This window comes from Oligoflexus sp. (assembly GCF_035712445.1).
Classification (GTDB): Bacteria; Bdellovibrionota_B; Oligoflexia; order Oligoflexales; family Oligoflexaceae; genus Oligoflexus.
This window is the reverse complement of the sequence record NZ_DASTAT010000038.1, coordinates 117,817-135,015: the sequence shown is the minus strand read 5'-3', so window position 1 is coordinate 135,015 and position 17,199 is coordinate 117,817. Positions and strand designations below refer to the sequence as shown.

Genomic DNA, 17,199 nt, shown 5'->3' with positions numbered 1-17,199 from the left:
GTTCCTGCGCCTCTGTCCAAGGAATTGGCCGAGGAAGGTCGGGAGATCAGCCGCAAAGTTTTCCATGCGCTGAATCTTTACGGCTTGGCGCGCATTGATCTTTTTCTGGAAAAATCCACCAATAAATACTATTTCAACGAGGCCAACACACTGCCTGGCATGACGGCCATCTCCCAGTATCCCAAGCTTTGGGAGCATGAAGGCATGACCGGCATGGAGCTGATTTCGAAACTTTTCGAGACGGCGCTCGAACGCCGGAAGATTCAGCTCGGATTAAAACGCAGCGTCTGATCGTGTTTCCGCCGCAGCCGACTCCGAATCATCCGGAGTCGCTGCGGGTACAGGAACGCGAAGATTCACCTTCACCCTCTTCTGCAGCTTCTTCAAAACCGGATCGTTCAGATTAATGGGATTGCCGGCCAGATCAAGACTTTCCAGACGAGTCAGGGCCAAAAGCGGCTCAAGGTCATAGACGTCGTTAAAACGCAGCGAGAGCTTTTTCAAACGCGGGAGTTTTTGCAGCGGCCGCAGATCATTCACGCGATGCCCATCCAGATTCAATTCCTCAATGAACGGTAACGCGCGGAGTGGCCTGATATCCTGAATTTTCAGGACACCGGCGCTGCGAAGGGTCAGCTTGCGGGTTTTTTGAAGAATCTGTTCAGCTTCCTCGCAATCATGAGCATTCAAATCATTCAGTATGCGCGAGACCGTGTGCTCCTGCTCGTAATCCCAATTATGCTCGCGGCAGAAAGCGCTGAGCGTGACCGGCACGCAGGACTGCGTCTGGGCATTCAGCTGCTGACCGTCGGCCCAGCATTGCTCGCGGGTCGGTGGCAGGGCACGGCAGCTTTGACTTCCGGCGTCCCAGACGGCCCGTGTTCCACAGTCTTTTTCCAAGGGTGGCGTCACAGAAGGCCTCGGGGCCAAAGTCAGCTGAGTCGCAAGATAGAGAGCCAGGGTGGTCGGCAGCATGGTGATCAAATCCTTCGTAAGGGAATCTCATGGCATTCCCATTTGTGATGCCTGAGCCCCGATGATTATTGCATGAGAAATGGGGGAAACCCGAAATTTGGTTCCAAAGGGAGAACGGATGAGCACGTGATTTCGTGCATGGCTTAGAAAATGGCGGGGTAACTGCGTCGCTTCAGTCGAGGGTCAGGACAAAGGTCGGTTCCGTCATCGCTTCATCGGTCAGGGTATTGCCCCAGTTCATTTTGATAATAACCGCTATATCCTTGGCCTTTTCAATGGCAAAGGGCTGGGTCAGCGTCAGGACGGGGTTGGCCAGGGTGAAGGCAAGGGTGTTCTCTTCCGAATCACCGCCAGTGACTTCGGGCGCAAAGGTCAGCAGCATACTGCCGTAACTCGTGTCCACGAGGTCCGTGATTTTTTTCGAATAGATCAGCTGCTCGCGATCGACGATGCGGAAAATCTTCTCTTCCTCATTATCGAAAAGGTTGGTGGTCGTCGCCCCATCCTCGCTGACAATATCCACTTTCAGAAGCTGATAAATTTGAAACTTGGGATCCCGGGTTCCCGTCGCGCCTTCCGGCATTTTGCTGACCCCGTACATCTCCACGGACAGAAGCTGCTCCGAGCTTAATCCCCCACAGCCGCTCAGCCCAAGGCCCGCAGCCCACACAGCAAGAAAATTGGTTATGGTAAGTTTCATTCCCGAGCCTCCTCATTCGCTATCGGCCAAAGCCCCAATCAATTGATGGATCTGCTACAATATCCCAGGAATTCCAGTCTTTTTCAGGGGAGTCTTGCGTCATGCCCTTCGCCATGAAAAGCCTTTGCGTCCTGTTCCTCCTCCTCATGGCCTTCGCCTTGGGCCGCTGTGGTCGTCTCTCCAACACCACAAAAAACGGCCCCGAAGACGGCCTGACCCTTGATGATATCCGTTACATTCCCGAGGGTTGGGACGGCGACTCCGATTGGTCCGGCAACGCCCTTAAAATCGAGGACGCAGCTCCATGAAAAAACTTCTCTGGACACTCGTCCTGCTCCCCGCATGGGCCGAAGCCATAACCCCCTTGCAGTTCGAAGCGAAAAATCCTAAATCCAAAAACATCATCTGGACCGATGGCGTCCTTCAGATCAAAAAACCTGAAACGCGGAGCGCCCCCAAACTCGGCTACGCCGTGCTCAAGGCTCGTCCCCATGCCTCGCTTCTGCAGCTGCTCCCCAAGTCCTATGCGATCGCACCGATGCCACACAGCTGGGATTTGAATTACTATGCCGTGCCGCTCGATTCCGTGACCCAGCTCCAGGATCTCGCCGCCTGGGCCCATGAAAGCACCGGCATGTGCGGCAGCATCGAATTCGTGAACGGCAGCCAGCTCCTGACCGCCACCACTAAAATCTATCCGCCGATCTATGGCGGTCGCGCAGTTTTCGAGGACGCCAAACCCTGGCTGGATATGGTGTCCCTCGCCGCTATGGATCAGACCATTGATACCCTTGCCGCCCTGCCCTCACGCTATTTCCGTCATACTCAAGGGGAACTGGCCCACACGACAGTTCGGCAAATCTGGGAAGCGCAGATGGTGTCCGCGCGCTGGACGATCACTGAAGAAACGCAAAGCCTCAGCAATCAAAAATCCGTGATCGCGCGTTTGGAAGGCAGCACAAAGCCGGATGAAACCATCATCGTCGGCGCGCATTTGGACAGCATCACAGGTCGCGGCAGCACTGGCAATGCCCCCGGTGCGGATGATGATGCCTCGGGTGTTGCGGCCCTGACGGAAATCCTGCGCGTGGTTGAATCCGGTCAGCTGACGTTTGATCGTTCGATCGAACTGCAAGCCTATGCCGCGGAAGAACCCGGACTGGTCGGCAGCAAGGCCATCGCCGCAAAGTATGCTGCCGATGGCCGGAAAATCGCCGGCATGTTTCAGATTGATATGGCCTATTACAGCAAGGAAGGCGCGGAAGGGATTGTCCACCTTCTGCAGGACTATACCAGCCGCGACCTGCGCCGCCAGGCGATCGACTGGCTGCGCGGTTATATGGGGCCCGTTTATAAATTAGGCTTTCTGCCGCGTGGTTCCGCATCCGATCATAAATCATTTTATGATCAGGGCTTTCCTACCGTCTTTCCCTTTGAAGATCCGGTCGATCATAATCCCTACATTCACACGCTGAATGATACGCGCGCTCAGTTCGATGACGGACTTTTGCAGCGCCGCATCACCCAGCTGGCTCTGCTCTTCACCTTTCATCAGGGCGGGCTGCAGTCGCTGGCGGCGGCTTATGACAATCTGAAAAAGGATCTTCTGCCGGAAGACAAAAAGCAGGGTTTGAAGGTGGCCCTTCAGACTCTCGATGGGCAGCTTTATCTCGCGGTCAGTGCTCCCCTGGATGCCAGCACCCTGGAGTTTTGTCAGATTGATGATGCCGCTGTCCCGCATTGCACCGAGGAACGGGCCATCCTCGATAAGGATGCGAGCAACGCCACGCGGAAGTTTTTCTATAGAACTCTGGCAGTGGATTGGACAGCGGGACAAAAGTGGCGAGTGATAGCCTATGACGCCAGCGATGATATCCTGGCCTGGCGTCAGTTCACGCTCAAAAATCCTTAAAAATCCATCCAGAGTGCAAAGTGCGGCATGATGAAGTCATCCGATTCCTTGGATGGCAAAGTTTCGGTCGCACCATTGTTGATACGCTTTTTGTAATCCATGTGCAGGACACTCAGAAGCGGACCGACACGCACGCTGCCGACCTTGAAGCCATAGCCCAGATCCAAAAGCGTGGCCGACTGAGCTGGATAACGCAGGCCGGTCGAGCTGCTGCTGAAGCCGTTGCTGAGTTTATCCGTGATTCTTTTCTGCCCGCCAATCAAAAAGGTGGCATGCGCGACCCATTCGTTGACCGAAGCACCAAGGGTGATGCCCGGTCCGCTATAGGTTTCCGTGGTCGTGAGCGAGGCGCTGCTGCTCGAATCGCTGGTGCGCTCCTCAATGCTGCCCTGCAGATACTTCAAACCAATGCAAAACCAGTCCATACGGTAGCAGAAACCAAGCGCGGTGAACGTATAGTTCGTTTTGGTTTTCAGCGTGTAGGGCTGATCATTGCTATCGGTGAGGCTTCGCACACCACTATCGTTCATGTAGAAAAGCGCGATCTCTCCCGTCAACCCCTGCGCGTGGGCGAAAGGCTCCAGGCCCCAAAAAAGCAGACAGGCTAACAGCCAATGCCTCATGTTTGCATCCTCCTTCGATAGGAAACTCCTGAAGCATCGGTGCGCCATGGGGAAAGTTGACAGGCAATTTCTGCCTCGACAGATGAACGCAAATCTGTAAGCTTGAAGTTTTCAAGGAGGCTGAATCGCATGACTCTCAAGACTTATCATGGAAGCTGCCACTGCGGACGCGTTCGTTATGAAGCGCAGCTGGATTTAAGCCAGGGTACGGGAAAATGCAACTGTTCGATCTGCACGAAAACCCGCCTATGGGCCGTGTCGTTGAAGCCGGATGCATTTAAATTGCTCGCTGGCGAATCCGAACTTTCGGATTATCAGTTCGGCACCAAAAGCGTGCATCACTATTTTTGCAAGCACTGCGGTGTCCGCCCCTTCGGCAAAGGCTATATCGAGGAAATCGGCGGCGATTTCTATGTTATCAATATCGGCACGCTCGATGATGCGGATGTGAAGGAACTGGCTGCGGCCCCGGTTCGTTATTCCGACGGTCGTAACGACGACTGGTTCAACCCTCCCGCGGATTATAAGCATCTTTGAACCCGGCCGCTGCGCGCCCAACGTGGCGCGATCACTCCGCTGATTCTGTCATGAAATTCCGTGGGTTAACGGAAAAGTGACGTTGAAAGCTTGAAAAAAGCGACAGACGGAGGCCAGGACCCTCAAAAGATCCTTTGTTCACGAGCGGTTACCGCATCATTCCTCGAAAATCAGACGGCCGCGCCCGGATTTCCGGCGTTGCCATCTCCTTAATTCCCCTGTCCTTTTCGATTGATATCGCAAGGCCTCGTATGGAAAACGAATTGCATTCCTGCCGATGAACCGCGTCGAATGGAGACTGACACCATGCGTCTCGCCCCCACCCTCGGCCTCCTGGTTTTTGAACTTTCCCTGACAGCTTGCGGTGGACGCAAATCCTCCGGGCCTCAGAGTGATGCGCGCCCAAACTCGATGGATTTTTCACAGGTGACATCTCCGGCCATGGCTACGCTCGACTTGGGCCAGCAGAATCTTGTGTTTCGCAAAATCATGGAAGCCGCCCAGCAGCCTTCCTGCACAGAGCCATCGCAGGAAAAGCAGCAGGCTCGCCTTCTGACCAATGATGAATACATGCAGTCACTCGCCGATGTGTTCGGCCTGAATCCTGATGATAAAACAATACGCGATCAACTCCTGGTCGAAAGCCGAAGCCTTGGTTTTCGCAATCTCCAGGGTTTTGGCCTCGTTTCCCCCGATCGCCTGAAAGGCCTTTTCGCAGCGACGGAGATCGCCATTCCGAAAATCATCGAAACCCGTCGCGATCTTTTGCAGTGTGGACAGGGGCAAGGTTCGCCCTGCGTTCGCAGCTTCCTTGAAACAGCCCTGCCGCGGCTTTGGAAGAAATCGGTGAGCAGAGCGGAGCTGGATGATCTGATCCGCTTTTTCGAAGATAGCGGCGCCGATAACGGGGCTCTTCAGATACTTCTGCAAAGGCTTCTGATTTCGCCCTACCTCATCTTCCGAACGGAGCTGGGCAGCGAAGGTCACCTCAGCAGCATGGAAATGACCTCAATTCTGGCGTCCACGCTCTGGGCGTCGGTGCCTGATCAGGCTCTGATGGATAAGGCCAAAGGCGATGCGCTGGCCACACCCGAGGCCATTGCTCAGGAAGCGGACCGCATGATCAAAGATCCCAGGGCCTGGCGGGGACTTCATCAGTTCGTAATCGCGTGGCTGGAAACCGATCGGCTGAACAGTGCAAGCAAGATGTCCATGGATGCCGCGAATATGAGTCCTGAACTGAAACAGGCTTTGACGCTGCAGACCAGCGACTTTCTTTTCTATCTCGTTCAAAACAAGCAGGACAGCTTTCAAAATATTCTGACCGCACCGTTCACAGTGGGAACCGATGGGATGGCCCAGTATTATTCCCTGAACGCCGGGACGGCCGAAAGCATCCGCATCGGCAATCGCACGCTGAAAAAATTCGCGGTTGATCCCTCGCAGAAAGGACTCTTTGCGCAGGGCGGCTTTGTCAGCAGCCTCAGTCCCGATAATAAAACGCATATAGCCTCGCGCGGCAGCTTTGTCCTGAGCAAACTCCTTTGCCATTATCTTGAGGTTCCACCGAATCTGAGTTCCTCGGCCTCCATGGCGATGACCGATCCCAATCTCAGCGCCCGCGATAACCTGACGAAGCTGACCGAAGCCCCGAGCTGCGCCGGCTGCCACAGCTTTATCAACGGCGTGGGTTTTGCGCTCGAAGGCCTGAATGCCTTCGGTCAGATCCGCACTCAGGATGATACGTTCAAACCGCTCCTGCTCGATGCTTCGTTCAATACCATGGGCGGCACGGCCGTCCAGGTGAAAGGCGCGAGTGGACTCAGCGAGGCCCTCGCCCAATCCGAGCAGGCGCAGCTCTGCCTTGTCACCAACGTTTTCCGTCACACCCATGGCCGCCTCGAAACCACCGAGGATGCCTGCACCATTGCCTCGGCCTATAAAAAGGCCAAGGCCGCCGGCCTCAGCTATCAGGATCTTGTGATTCAGTTTCTGACCAGCAGCCGCTTTTTGAAACGCTAAGCACGAGGGAGATGCACCATGTCCCAGAAATTTGATCGCCGCCGTCTCTTTCGCTATATGAACTATTCCATAGTCGCCCTGCCACTCCTCCGCCTTCTGCAGGCCGAGCGTGTGGACGCTGCGACCCTGCGTAAAAAGCTTTGCGTGATCACCCATCCCGAAGGCCATGATGCGGCGAAGTTCGCGCAGACAAGGACCGCGATCCTGGGAACGCCCTTGGAAAAGCGCGCGCTCTTTATCAATAACGTGCGCCTTCAATCCAACGGCATCACGCATGGATCGGAGCAATCCATCCTGCGCGCCAACACCCAGGCTTCGCTCGATTCCCTATTGGAAAGAAATCACGGCATGCGCGCCCTGCGCCTTGGGCTGGCCATCAATCCCAGCAATCCATCGTCGGTCCTTTGTCATAACGAACAGGGCGCTGCAGGTCGCATCGTGATGGATCCTGCCGCTGCGTTCAAGGAAGTTTTCGGTCAGACCCTTCAGCTGATGAATGGCTATCAGCTGGCGGATTTGAAAAGCGGCCGCAAAGGAATCCTCGATCACTGCCTGGATGATGTCCGCGCTTTGAAAGGTCAGCTTGGTGCTTCCATGGCCACGACTTTTGATGATTATATTTATTCCGTGAATGAGCTTTATAAACAAATACAAGGACTGCCTGGCAATGCGACGGCCGGCAGTCCCGCAGCCGGCGGCCCACCCGTGGCCGCCGCGCAGTGCACCCGCATGGATCCCAGCGTCGGGCTGAACGGGGCGGTGGAAGCCAATTTCGATGCCTATGTCGAGGCCATGCTGGGCGTTGCCTTCCAGGCCCTGGCCTGCGATGCGGTGCAGACCGTGGTTCTGCAGTTTGCTCATTCCGAATCCGGCATGGCTTATAATTTTCCCAAAGGCCCTGTGACCGACGGCACGGGTTTTCATGGGGCCGTGATTCATGGCCAGGGAAAGTCGCCGACCTACCAGGCGGTCATCCAATGGTACTTCGCCAAGGTCGCGAGCTTCGCCAATCGCTTTATGCAGGGCCCGGATGATCTTCTGGCCAGCACAGCCATCCTTCATACGAGCAATGGTGGCGATTGCCAGGCGCATAGTCTCGACAATACGCCGATGACCATCTATGGTGAACTAGGTGGAACGTTTAAAACCGGACAGACCTTTGCGGCTCCTGCCGGCAGCACGCATTTTCAAGTACTCCGGCAGCTTCTGGATGGCCTTGTCGGCCCCGAAGTCGCCTTTGGAGATGCGAAGACCCGGATCGCAGGACTCTGACTATGAGGAGTATGCATGATCATGCATTGGACCTTTTTTCCGATCGCCCTCAGCCTTGTCATCGCGGGCTGCAAACTTCAGACTAAAAACGCCCGGGATCCCATTCGCCCATCGAGTGGGGATGTCGTCATCACTCCCTCCGCTCCCAGCCCTGCCCCCAGTCCCATGACAGCTGACGTTGAACCCGATGTGCCTGTTCCCACCGCCAAACCCACGGTCATGGAAACACCGAAAGGCTGCAGCGGCGAGAGCAGTATCGAGGGCGGCGACCTTGTCCTTTTCTCGGGGGAAAGTCTGAGCGCACCCGCTGCCAACACCCTTCAATTCAAAAATGGTTGGCTAGGAAATGAAGTCTGGGATAACGGTCGCCTGCAGTTCGATGCGGCCAAGGCCACGATCACGTTTGGCAATGAAACGATCTATCATGGTTTTAAACTCTCGCCGCCGCCCGTGAACGGTCAACGGCCGACATTTACCCTGACCGGCGCCGATGTTTATGTGGAAGCCGTTCGCGCGAATCCCAACGCGCCGCTACCGACCTTTGGCCTGCGCGTGATTCAGCCTGGTGAACCCGAGGATCAGGGCGGAGCGCCCACCACCACCTGGATGATGGACAAACCGAGCGGAGGCAGCCGCTTTCTCACCATTCCTGGCGGCTGCACTCTGATACGCATGTCCATGCCGGCCACTTTCCTGGAGCAAAAACTGGTCGGCAATCGACTGATCTGGGAGATGCAATCGAACTGGAATCAGCCCGATATGCTGCACATCCACCGCATCGTGCTCAAGGGTTTTCAAAACTGATGTCCATCCATCGTCGACGGCTCGGGATCAGCATCGCCTCAGGCCTTCTGATGGAAGGCCTCAATAAGATTTCACCGCTCCTCATTCTTTATCACGCGCAGAAGTATCTGGGGCTTTCCGCCTTCGGTGCTGCTCAATTCGGAATAGCCTGGCTGGAAATCATTCAGTCCCTCGTGGCCTTCGGTTATGCGAACTATGCCGTGGCCGCCATCAGTCGTGGACAGGATTCCGCGCCCATCCTTTCCCATGTCACCGTTTTGAAAACCATGCAGATGGTCCTGGTTCTGGCTGGCGTCTCCATCCTGAGTCTGCATCATAATCCCTCCCATCCGTCCCAGGATTATTTTCTCCTGCTCGTCTTCCTTCTGACCGGCACTGTCCTTGATGCCTCCTGGCTGGCGCTCGCCAGGCAGAAATTGGCTTATTTTTCAGCCTTTGGCATCATCCTCAGAATCGGGAGCCTCCTCGGTATTTTCCTTTGGGTCCGGGCTCCCGAGGATGAAATGCTCTTCATGCTGCTGCAGCTTCTGCCTCAGGTGCTGATGGCCATGGCCACGGCTTACTTTGCCTGGACTCGCCTGGGTTGGTCGCCGCTGCGCGTTCCCTCGCTGCCCTCCATCCTGCGCGCCGCGCTCCCCTTTGCCGCGATCACTTTTCTTTTGATGCTGCAGGATCGCTTTGATTTATTTTTAATCGAACGCTGGTTCGGACTGGAAGCGGCAGGGGCTTATGCGGGCCCTGCCAAGGTCGTGCAGAGTCTTGGAGCCCTCGGGACTTCGGTGGTCGCGGCCTTTTCCGCGGAAATGGTGCAGGTCAAGGATCGCGATTCACTCGCCCGCCACACGGCGTTCAGCCTCTGGTGCATGCTTGCGATCGCCACGCCTATCGTCTTCGGGGCCCCCTTTGTGGAAACCGAGGCCATGCGCCTTCTCTTTACGCATGAGCTGCAGGGAGCCGCGGGTATTTTCAGCTGGCTTTGCGTCGGCATCCTGGGCCAGGTTTTTATCACGGTTTTCGGACTGCAGGTTTTGCAACTCAAAGGCGAACCCTGGCGGCTCTTTCTTTGCCTTCTTCCCGGCCTCGTCCTCGGTCCCCTTCTTGCGTGGACCCTTCGCAGCGCCTATGGTTGGCAGGCCATGGCCTTGGCTTTGGTCGCAAGCAAAGGACTGGCCGGCGCCCTTGTCATGATCGCCGCGAGACCCCTGATCGGATCCATACCCTGGTCACCTATTTTACGAACACTTGCAGCTGGTGCTTGCATGGCCCTGGTCTTATATGGGATCGTGCTGCAAGGACTCATCCTGAATCTGATCGTCGGTGGTATCGTTTACCTGAGTTGTCTGGCTCTTTTGAATCAACAGAAGGTGTCCTGGGTGCTCCATCACCCCAAAATTGCCCGCTATTGGCGAGGATGGTTTTGATGCAGAACGTGGCCCTCGGCTTTCTTTGGCAGGACGGTGACACAGGAATCATGGAACGCGCCCGCAAGTGGAGCGATACCATCGCCCGTGTTTATATCGTGGACCTCAGGGAGTCGGGTGAAGACGTGGACTCGCTTGATGATCCGCGTTTGCATTATGCACCGTTTCGCGACAAGACTTCGCTCGGCCAGGGTTTGAATCGCGCCCTGCGTTTGGCTTATGAAGAGGGCATGGCCTGGCTGTGGATTCTGGATGGCAGGACCGACATCACGCAGGATGAACTGCTGCTCTGGACGCGGAAAGCAGAGCCTCGCATCGGACTTTACCTCGGCACGGTTGGCAGCAGGCGCTTGAATCCCTTGAGCCGCCCATCCTGCGCGTTACTCGTTTCGGTTGCTGTGGCGCGTTCTTTGGGCGGTTGGAATCCTGTTTTACCGGCGCGCCAGGTCTTTGCGGACTTTGAAGAACGTCTGAAAGCGCGGGGCGGCACTCTGGAAAAAGGCTTAAAAGTCCGGCAGATTCCGTCAGAGGCAGAAGGCCGAGGGCTCTGGGCCTTCGCGCGACGTCATTTTTTTGGGGCAGGAACAAAAAGCCGCTGATGATGTCACTCGCTTCTGCTATCGTGGGTGGCCTATAAGCGCAATCGGGAGTGCAATCGGCTATGGCAGCAAGCCTTCACATATTTTCGCCCGAAGTCTGTTTGGCGACGGAATTGATTCACGAGCTGAGCCAGTGGACCCAGGAGCAGCTGGCCCGCACGCTGCTGATCGTCCCCACGCAAAGGCTCGGGACTCATATCCTGGCTGGAATTCTGGAGCATCATGCGGCCATTCGCACGCCTGGCATCATCACCCTGGAAAAACTTTTAGGTCAGCAGGCTCAACTGCCGAATCTCGCGCTCGTGCCGGACAGCGCCGTGGAACTCATTCTGCATCAGCAGCTTGAAAAGGGCACGTTCACGCAACTTCAGGTGGGACACGAACGCGAACTCCGTCTTCTGCATAACGAGCTTTATGAGCAGGGGATTCGCGCTGAGGCCCTGGATACTTTGGAGCGCGTGATCGCCGAGGATATTTATAAAAGCGAGGATCACCTCGGTTCCCTTCACCTGCGGGCTCACGAAATCAAAACGATACTGGCGACGCTCGATGATATCCTGCGCGAACGCGGGCTCCTGACCCGCAGTGCCCTGCTCGCGGCCTGTGCTGAAAATATCAGCAGCACCTGGTCCGCGGATACGCTGCAGCCTTATGAGCACATTCTTTTCTGTGCCTATACGAGTGTGGCCAAAAGCTGGCGTCCCGTTCTCGTCAAACTCCTGCAGGATCCCCGCGCTTCGTTCTGGCTTCATGAAGCGCCTGATCTTTATCACAGTACCAGTCCTTTGAAAGAGCTGGTCGCCTGGATTCGCTCCGAGGCCGGGGCCGCGCCGACGGGAAAAAGTCGCGTTCCGCAAAGGGAAACCGAGCTGCCCAAGGCCTGGACTGCGGCTTCGCCGATGGAAGAGGCGCGCTGGGCGATCACCCTGGCCCAGGATTGGATCGCCTCGGGTTTGCCGCCGCATGAAATCGCGATACTCGTCAGCAAGGAAAGCACCTATGCGGGGCCCCTGCGTTTTTTTGCAACCGGCCTCGACAACTGCAACATCGCCCTTGCGCAGAGTTTTGCCGCGCTGCTTCCCGGTCGTTTTCTGCAGCTCGTTCACAGTCTCTTTCATGGGGACGAGGAATGCAGTCATCTGCTCGCCTTGATTCAGCATCCGGCGGTCGAGCAATGGATCCGTGATAACTCCAACGCCCCGCACGTCATGGAGCGTTTGCGGGAAGGACTGCTGCGCACCGGCATTCCTCGGGATTTTGCCTTGATTACCCAGGAGCTCCCGGATTCGCTGGGCGAAATCATTCAGCGTTTGATGCAGATCCTCTCCGCCTTCCGTCCCGATCGTCAGGCCAAGGTCAGCGTGTGGCAGCATGATCTGGATCAGCTCGTCAAAGACTTCGATGTCTTTCACTGTGCCGAGGATGCCGATATCCTGCAATCGGCCGAGGATCTTTATGCGAGCTTCGTCGATTCCCTGCGCGTTCTGGATAGCGTCAGCACGGGCCTCATGAGCGGACGCTTTTTCTGGGACCTCGTCACCCGCCACCTTCTGGGCGGCGATGTGCGCGGAACTGGTGAACCCCTGGCTGGACTGCAGGTCCTCAGCATTCCCGAAGCCCGCTCGATGCCCTTCACGCGCGTGATCCTGGTCGGCTGTCAGGAAGGTTTTTTCCCGCAGGCCCTGCCGCAGGATGTGCTTTTGGATAACTATCTGAAAAAAGCGATGGGCCTTCCTGGTTGGGAAGTTTTGGAATCCATGGAGGATCAAACTTTCCACCTTCTTCTGGCGCGCATTCCGCAGATGGTGCTGCTAAGATCCAAGCGCCGTGGTGATGAGCTCGTGGTGCGTTCGCGCTTTACCGAAGGCCTTATGGTGCAGCATCGGCTTGAGGAAGAGGATCTTCCCCTTTGGACCGAGGCCTTTGCCGTGGACGCAGCGGATGTCGCGCGTCTGCCGGATGAGCTGGAAGGTCAGATCCCGATCGACTTTGAAGAGATCTGGTCGAGCATGAGCGCCAGCCGACTGGAAAAATTGATCCGCTGCCCCTATTCTTTCTTGCTTCATCACCTTCATGTTCAGGACTTCCGTCCGCCCCCCTGGGATGGGGACGCGCGGCGTGAAGGGGTTTGGCTGCATGCCGTGCTGGAAAGTTTCTTCAGCGGCGTTTATGAAGGCAAACGCCTTCTGCCGCCGTGGAATGAGACCGGCGAAGGTTTTGCCGAATCCGCTCTGCAGCGTCTCGTGACGCTCACCGAACTTTTGTCGCCGCGTGAATTGAAAGACAGTCCCATCAAACGTCACCTGGAGCAGCATTCCTGGCCGCAATTCATCGCCCATATGCAGCTGCTCGGCGCCGACAAAGCGAACAAGCGTCGCGAGAATCGGCGGGAGATCGGTTTTGGTCCCGGCACCAATCGTGAAGTCAAAATTCAACTCGGCGATCGCTGGCGTCTTCTCATCGGCCGCATCGATGCCTGGGATCGCTATGATGATATCCACGTCATCACCGATTACAAAAGGCGCAAAACTCCGGCCATCGCCGCTTCCGAGCGCGGCCTTGCGCCCCAGCTCGCCATGTATGCCCTGGCCCTGTCCTGTTTCGATCCGACCCTGAACGAGCAGCCGCTGCTGCTCGGTTACTGGAATATCTATGAAGGCGAATGGAAATCGCACGGCATCAACAAGGCTGCGCGTGAACACAGCATCGGGCGCATGCTGGCGTCCCGGCAGACGCCGGATATCGAAGCGCTGAAGGACGGCATCAAAACCAACTGGCTTTGGCGCGAGAACGAGATTCGCCGTCGCGAACGTTTCTTTGCTGATCCCAGTGCCTGCGACCTTTGCCCCTATGATGGCATCTGTCGCAAGGAAGATCCCCGCATGAGGCGCCGGATCCAGGAACAGAATACTTGGGCGCAAAGGCTAAAGGGACAGGAGAAGGACCACGATGGGGCCGAGTAATCTGCAGGATAATCCGCAAAATCCTTATCGCAGTTTCGTCGTCAGGGCCTCGGCAGGCAGTGGCAAGACCTGGCAGCTCTCGCGACGCTTTCTGCAGCTGGTCGCCGCGGGCGCGCATCCGGGTTCGATTCTGACCGTGACCTTTACCAGGAAAGCCGCCGCGGAAATGCGGGAACGGATCCTCGATAGCGCTGCGCAGCTCCTGATGGATGATGCTTTGCGGGAGAGTTTCGAGAAGGACCTTTTTGCGTTTCATAAGGACATGGATCGCGCCGAACCCGGCCGCAAGCTGCCGCCCCCTCGCGGCGCCGAGGCCGCTGCGCGTCTGATCCTGGCGAACACCCAGTCGCTGCGCATTGCGACCATCGACTCGATCTTTCTGGAGTGGATTCGCAAATTTCCTTTCGAAGCGTCAGCGGGCGGGAGCCTGCGCATTCCCACCGGCTTTGATCTTTTGAGCCAGCGAGGCGAAGAGCGCCTTCTGAGCAAGGCCTGGTCATCCCTTATGAAAGAGGCGCAGAAGCAGGGTCTCTTGCAGGAATGGGGCGCCCACCTCTGTGAAGATTTTCATCTGCTCGACGTGCACAACCGCATCAAAGAACTGAGTCGGCACGAATCGTTTTTATGGCTGGTGGAAAAGCAGGCGAACTCCGTTTATCTGCAGCATCCGCTTCCCGAGGTTCTGCAGTCGAACTTTCTGGCGACCGTTCAGGGCGCTTTGCAGGAAATCGCCTGGCAGCTGCCCCCGGATCGCATGAGCCAGGCTTTGGCCGCCATCGCGTCTCATGATCTGACGCAACTTCAGGAATTGCGCATTTTGAAAGGCGATGGAACGGTACACGGCGGTACCTTCCGCGGCAAGAAAAAGGAAATGCTCGCCCATGCCATCGAAACGGTGGATCGCGCTGCGCTGGAATTTCTCGCCGAACAGAAAAAAAATCTGCTCAATGCGCGCGGCTCGCTGCTCTTTCAAATCTATCAACTCTTTGACGCCGAAAGGCGACGTGGGAAAGAGCAAACACGCAGTCTGGCCTTCACCGATCTGATCAAGGGCGGTTATCACCTCTTCAGTGAGGCGGAAGCCGCGGGGATTCGCTTCCTTCTGCATCGCAGCATTCATCATCTTTTGCTGGATGAATTTCAAGACACCAGTATTCTCCAATGGACAGTGTTTCGTGCCATGGCGACCGAAATGCTGGCGGGCAAAGGCCTGGAAGCCAAGGATCATCTTCCTCCATCTGTGTTCATCGTCGGTGATGCCAAGCAGTCGATTTATGGATTTCGCGAAGCCGAAGCGTTGATTCTGGATGAAGCGGCTCATCATCTGAGTCAGCGTTCCGCTGGCGCTATCAACCTGAGCGTGAGTTACCGCACGAGTCCTCTTCTTTTGGACCTGGTCAATCGCGTCTTCTGCGATCGCATGCGTGATTTCCCCGAACACCGGACGGCCGTGGATCCCAAAAGCGGGAACGTCGTGGTCCCTGGGCCGGCGAGCGTCACCGTCGTCCCGCTCTTCACCAAAAGTGAAAGCTGCGAGGAGCCGGTTCAGGCTGAAGCGCAGTTTCTTGCCGAGCAGCTGGCGGAATGGATTCACGGGCCGCGTCCGAAAATGATCTTCGATAAAAAATTGAAAGGCCTGCGCAGCCTGGAGGCGCGTGATTGCGCTGTGCTTTACCGCGCTTCGACCCAGGCCAGGGTCTATGCCGAGGCTCTACGTTCAGCTGGATTTGCTGTGCGCATGGAGGAAGGCCAGAGCTTTTTTGAAAGGCTCGAAATTCGCGATCTTGTGGCTCTCTGTCGTTACATGGCCAATCCCTCGGATACCCTGAGCCTCATTGAACTGCTCAAGAGTCCTCTTCTTGCCATTCCCGATACCCTCCTGCTTGAAGGGCTGCATCGGATTCCGTCTCACAAGGATGAAAGTCGTGTCGAGCGCCACCAGATGCTGCTTGAGTGGCTCATGGAACGCGGACAGACGATGGCCGGTCGGCTGCTGGAAGCCCAGGCACGACGCCAGATTCAAAGGCCGGCTCTTTTCCTACAGGATTGGATGCAGGCCATCGAATTTCCGCAGCGTTATGCCGCGGCCTTTGGTGAGGAAGAGGGCGCTCTGGCTCAGGCCAACGGCGCGCGCTTTGCCGAGCTGCTCTTTGAAATGGAGAGCGCCGGAATTTATGATTGGTATCCCCTGCTGGATCGTTTGGATCAGCTTGCCGCCGAGAAGGCCATCGGTCTGGCCGAAGTGTCGAGCGATGCCGTTCAGCTCATGACCATTCACAAGTCAAAAGGCCTTGAATTCCCGCTTGTTATGCTAGTCGGCACGGGTGAAGAGTGGGACCGCACGGATCCTTACTGGGCGAAGGTGAAAGACCACAGCTGCGGCACGGGCGTGTTCTATGTCGGGCGCAAAACCGATCAGCCGACGGACGATACCCACATGGACGGCATCCATCATCAGCTGCTGCAGGAATCAACGGCCGAGAATTTGCGCCTCCTTTATGTGGCATTAACCAGGGCCCAGTACTGTCTGGTCGTATCGGGCCATCAAAGGCGTGCGCAAAAGCCCGACGATCATAGTTTCCATAGCCTGATCCATCGCGCCGCCGAAGCGCTCGGAGCCGCTGTGAAAAGCCGCTGCCACCATGAGGTTTTGGAGCTGATGTATGAAGGGTGCCTTTCACCTGATACGCCGCTCGTTCGTGCCGAGGAGCGGGGCATTCAGAATTTCTGGACGCTGCCCGCGCAGCGTGGACGGGGCCGCGATGAAATACGCACACTGGCGCCGGCGCGGCTCCTGCAGGAAAGTGGCAAGCATTCGCATCGTGAGGCTCATCCGTTCGCTACGAGTTTCGGCAGCTTCGTTCATATGGGGCTCGAAGCTGAGCTGAAGCGCCTACACTTTGATGCTGAAGACATCTGGATGAGCTTAAGAGGCGCGCATCCTTTTACGGAATATAAAGCGGCATTGGGAATGGCTCAGTCCAAGTTGGAAAAGATTTTGCAGTCGTCACTCTGGAAGGCGCTGATCGCAGATTCCGTACAAACCTGTGCAGAGATGCCCGTCGCCTTCGTCAAAGATCGACAACTGGTACGTGGTGTCATCGATCTTCTTCTGACAAAACCGGATGGCTCTCTTTTGATTGTCGACTACAAGACCATAGCGGACATACGCCCTGGTCAGAACTTTGAGCCTTTGATTGCCGAGAAAAAATATGATCAGCAGCTCGCTCTCTATGCCGAAGCAGTCCGAAGGTTAAACCCTGGTAAAGTTGTGCGCGCTGCGCTGCTCTTTACGGAACTGCCGGAACTTGTAGCGATGGACAATCATATTTAGCAGGAAGGTTTTCAGAACGGACTTGTCCTGGGTGGTT

The 17,199-nt window shown here is 56.3% G+C and carries 13 protein-coding genes and 1 pseudogene; 11 read left to right on the top strand and 3 right to left on the bottom strand.

The features are described from left to right. A pseudogene (locus VFO10_RS08140) lies at positions 1-291 on the top strand (D-alanine--D-alanine ligase A); the annotation flags it as partial. On the opposite strand, the gene VFO10_RS08135 reads toward VFO10_RS08140, so the two are convergent. Next, the gene (locus VFO10_RS08135; protein WP_325138881.1) at positions 274-975 is read right to left on the bottom strand and encodes a leucine-rich repeat domain-containing protein; all 702 of its coding nucleotides are present in this window, start codon (positions 973-975) and stop codon (positions 274-276) included. The pseudogene VFO10_RS08140 and the gene VFO10_RS08135 overlap by 18 nt on opposite strands. 172 nt (positions 976-1,147) lie before the next feature. After that, positions 1,148-1,675: a hypothetical protein gene (locus tag VFO10_RS08130; RefSeq protein ID WP_325138879.1), complete on the bottom strand. Its 528-nt coding sequence runs from the start codon at positions 1,673-1,675 to the stop codon at positions 1,148-1,150. A gap of 101 nt (positions 1,676-1,776) precedes the next feature. Here VFO10_RS08130 and VFO10_RS08125 point away from each other — a divergent pair, with 101 nt between their 5' ends. Together VFO10_RS08125 and VFO10_RS08120 are read left to right on the top strand one after the other, a co-directional pair. Further along, on the top strand, positions 1,777-1,983 hold the full coding sequence (locus VFO10_RS08125; protein ID WP_325138877.1) for a hypothetical protein: 207 nt from the start codon (positions 1,777-1,779) through the stop codon (positions 1,981-1,983). Further along, a complete protein-coding gene (locus VFO10_RS08120; RefSeq protein ID WP_325138876.1) occupies positions 1,980-3,587 on the top strand; it encodes a M20/M25/M40 family metallo-hydrolase in 1,608 nt (535 codons plus the stop codon). The genes VFO10_RS08125 and VFO10_RS08120 overlap by 4 nt, the downstream gene beginning before the upstream one ends. Here the strand turns inward: VFO10_RS08120 and VFO10_RS08115 are convergent. Beyond that, a complete protein-coding gene (locus VFO10_RS08115) occupies positions 3,584-4,210 on the bottom strand; it encodes a hypothetical protein (protein ID WP_325138874.1) in 627 nt (208 codons plus the stop codon). The two genes, VFO10_RS08120 and VFO10_RS08115, sit on opposite strands and share 4 nt — an antisense overlap. Positions 4,211-4,339: 129 nt before the next feature. Here VFO10_RS08115 and VFO10_RS08110 point away from each other — a divergent pair, with 129 nt between their 5' ends. From VFO10_RS08110 to VFO10_RS08075, 8 genes are all read left to right on the top strand, one after another. Then, positions 4,340-4,747 carry a GFA family protein gene (locus tag VFO10_RS08110; RefSeq protein ID WP_325138872.1) on the top strand — a complete coding sequence of 136 codons (408 nt, stop codon included), beginning with the start codon at positions 4,340-4,342 and terminating at the stop codon, positions 4,745-4,747. A 306-nt stretch (positions 4,748-5,053) separates the two neighbouring features. After that, positions 5,054-6,769 (top strand): DUF1592 domain-containing protein, encoded by a 1,716-nt coding sequence (locus VFO10_RS08105; protein ID WP_325138870.1) that lies wholly within the window; start codon positions 5,054-5,056, stop codon positions 6,767-6,769. 18 nt (positions 6,770-6,787) lie between these two features. Then, the gene (locus VFO10_RS08100) at positions 6,788-8,041 is read left to right on the top strand and encodes a DUF1552 domain-containing protein (protein ID WP_325138868.1); all 1,254 of its coding nucleotides are present in this window, start codon (positions 6,788-6,790) and stop codon (positions 8,039-8,041) included. Between the two features lie 15 nt (positions 8,042-8,056). Further along, the gene (locus VFO10_RS08095) at positions 8,057-8,845 is read left to right on the top strand and encodes a hypothetical protein (protein WP_325138867.1); all 789 of its coding nucleotides are present in this window, start codon (positions 8,057-8,059) and stop codon (positions 8,843-8,845) included. After that, positions 8,845-10,266, top strand: coding sequence for an oligosaccharide flippase family protein (locus tag VFO10_RS08090; RefSeq protein WP_325138865.1), 1,422 nt, complete (start codon positions 8,845-8,847; stop codon positions 10,264-10,266). Before VFO10_RS08095 ends, VFO10_RS08090 begins: the two co-directional genes overlap by 1 nt. Then, positions 10,266-10,865, top strand: coding sequence for a hypothetical protein (locus tag VFO10_RS08085; protein ID WP_325138863.1), 600 nt, complete (start codon positions 10,266-10,268; stop codon positions 10,863-10,865). The genes VFO10_RS08090 and VFO10_RS08085 overlap by 1 nt, the downstream gene beginning before the upstream one ends. A 62-nt stretch (positions 10,866-10,927) precedes the next feature. Continuing rightward, positions 10,928-13,828 carry a PD-(D/E)XK nuclease family protein gene (locus tag VFO10_RS08080; protein WP_325138861.1) on the top strand — a complete coding sequence of 967 codons (2,901 nt, stop codon included), beginning with the start codon at positions 10,928-10,930 and terminating at the stop codon, positions 13,826-13,828. Continuing rightward, a complete protein-coding gene (locus tag VFO10_RS08075; protein WP_325138859.1) occupies positions 13,815-17,162 on the top strand; it encodes a UvrD-helicase domain-containing protein in 3,348 nt (1,115 codons plus the stop codon). Before VFO10_RS08080 ends, VFO10_RS08075 begins: the two co-directional genes overlap by 14 nt. Positions 17,163-17,199: the final 37 nt, after the last annotated feature.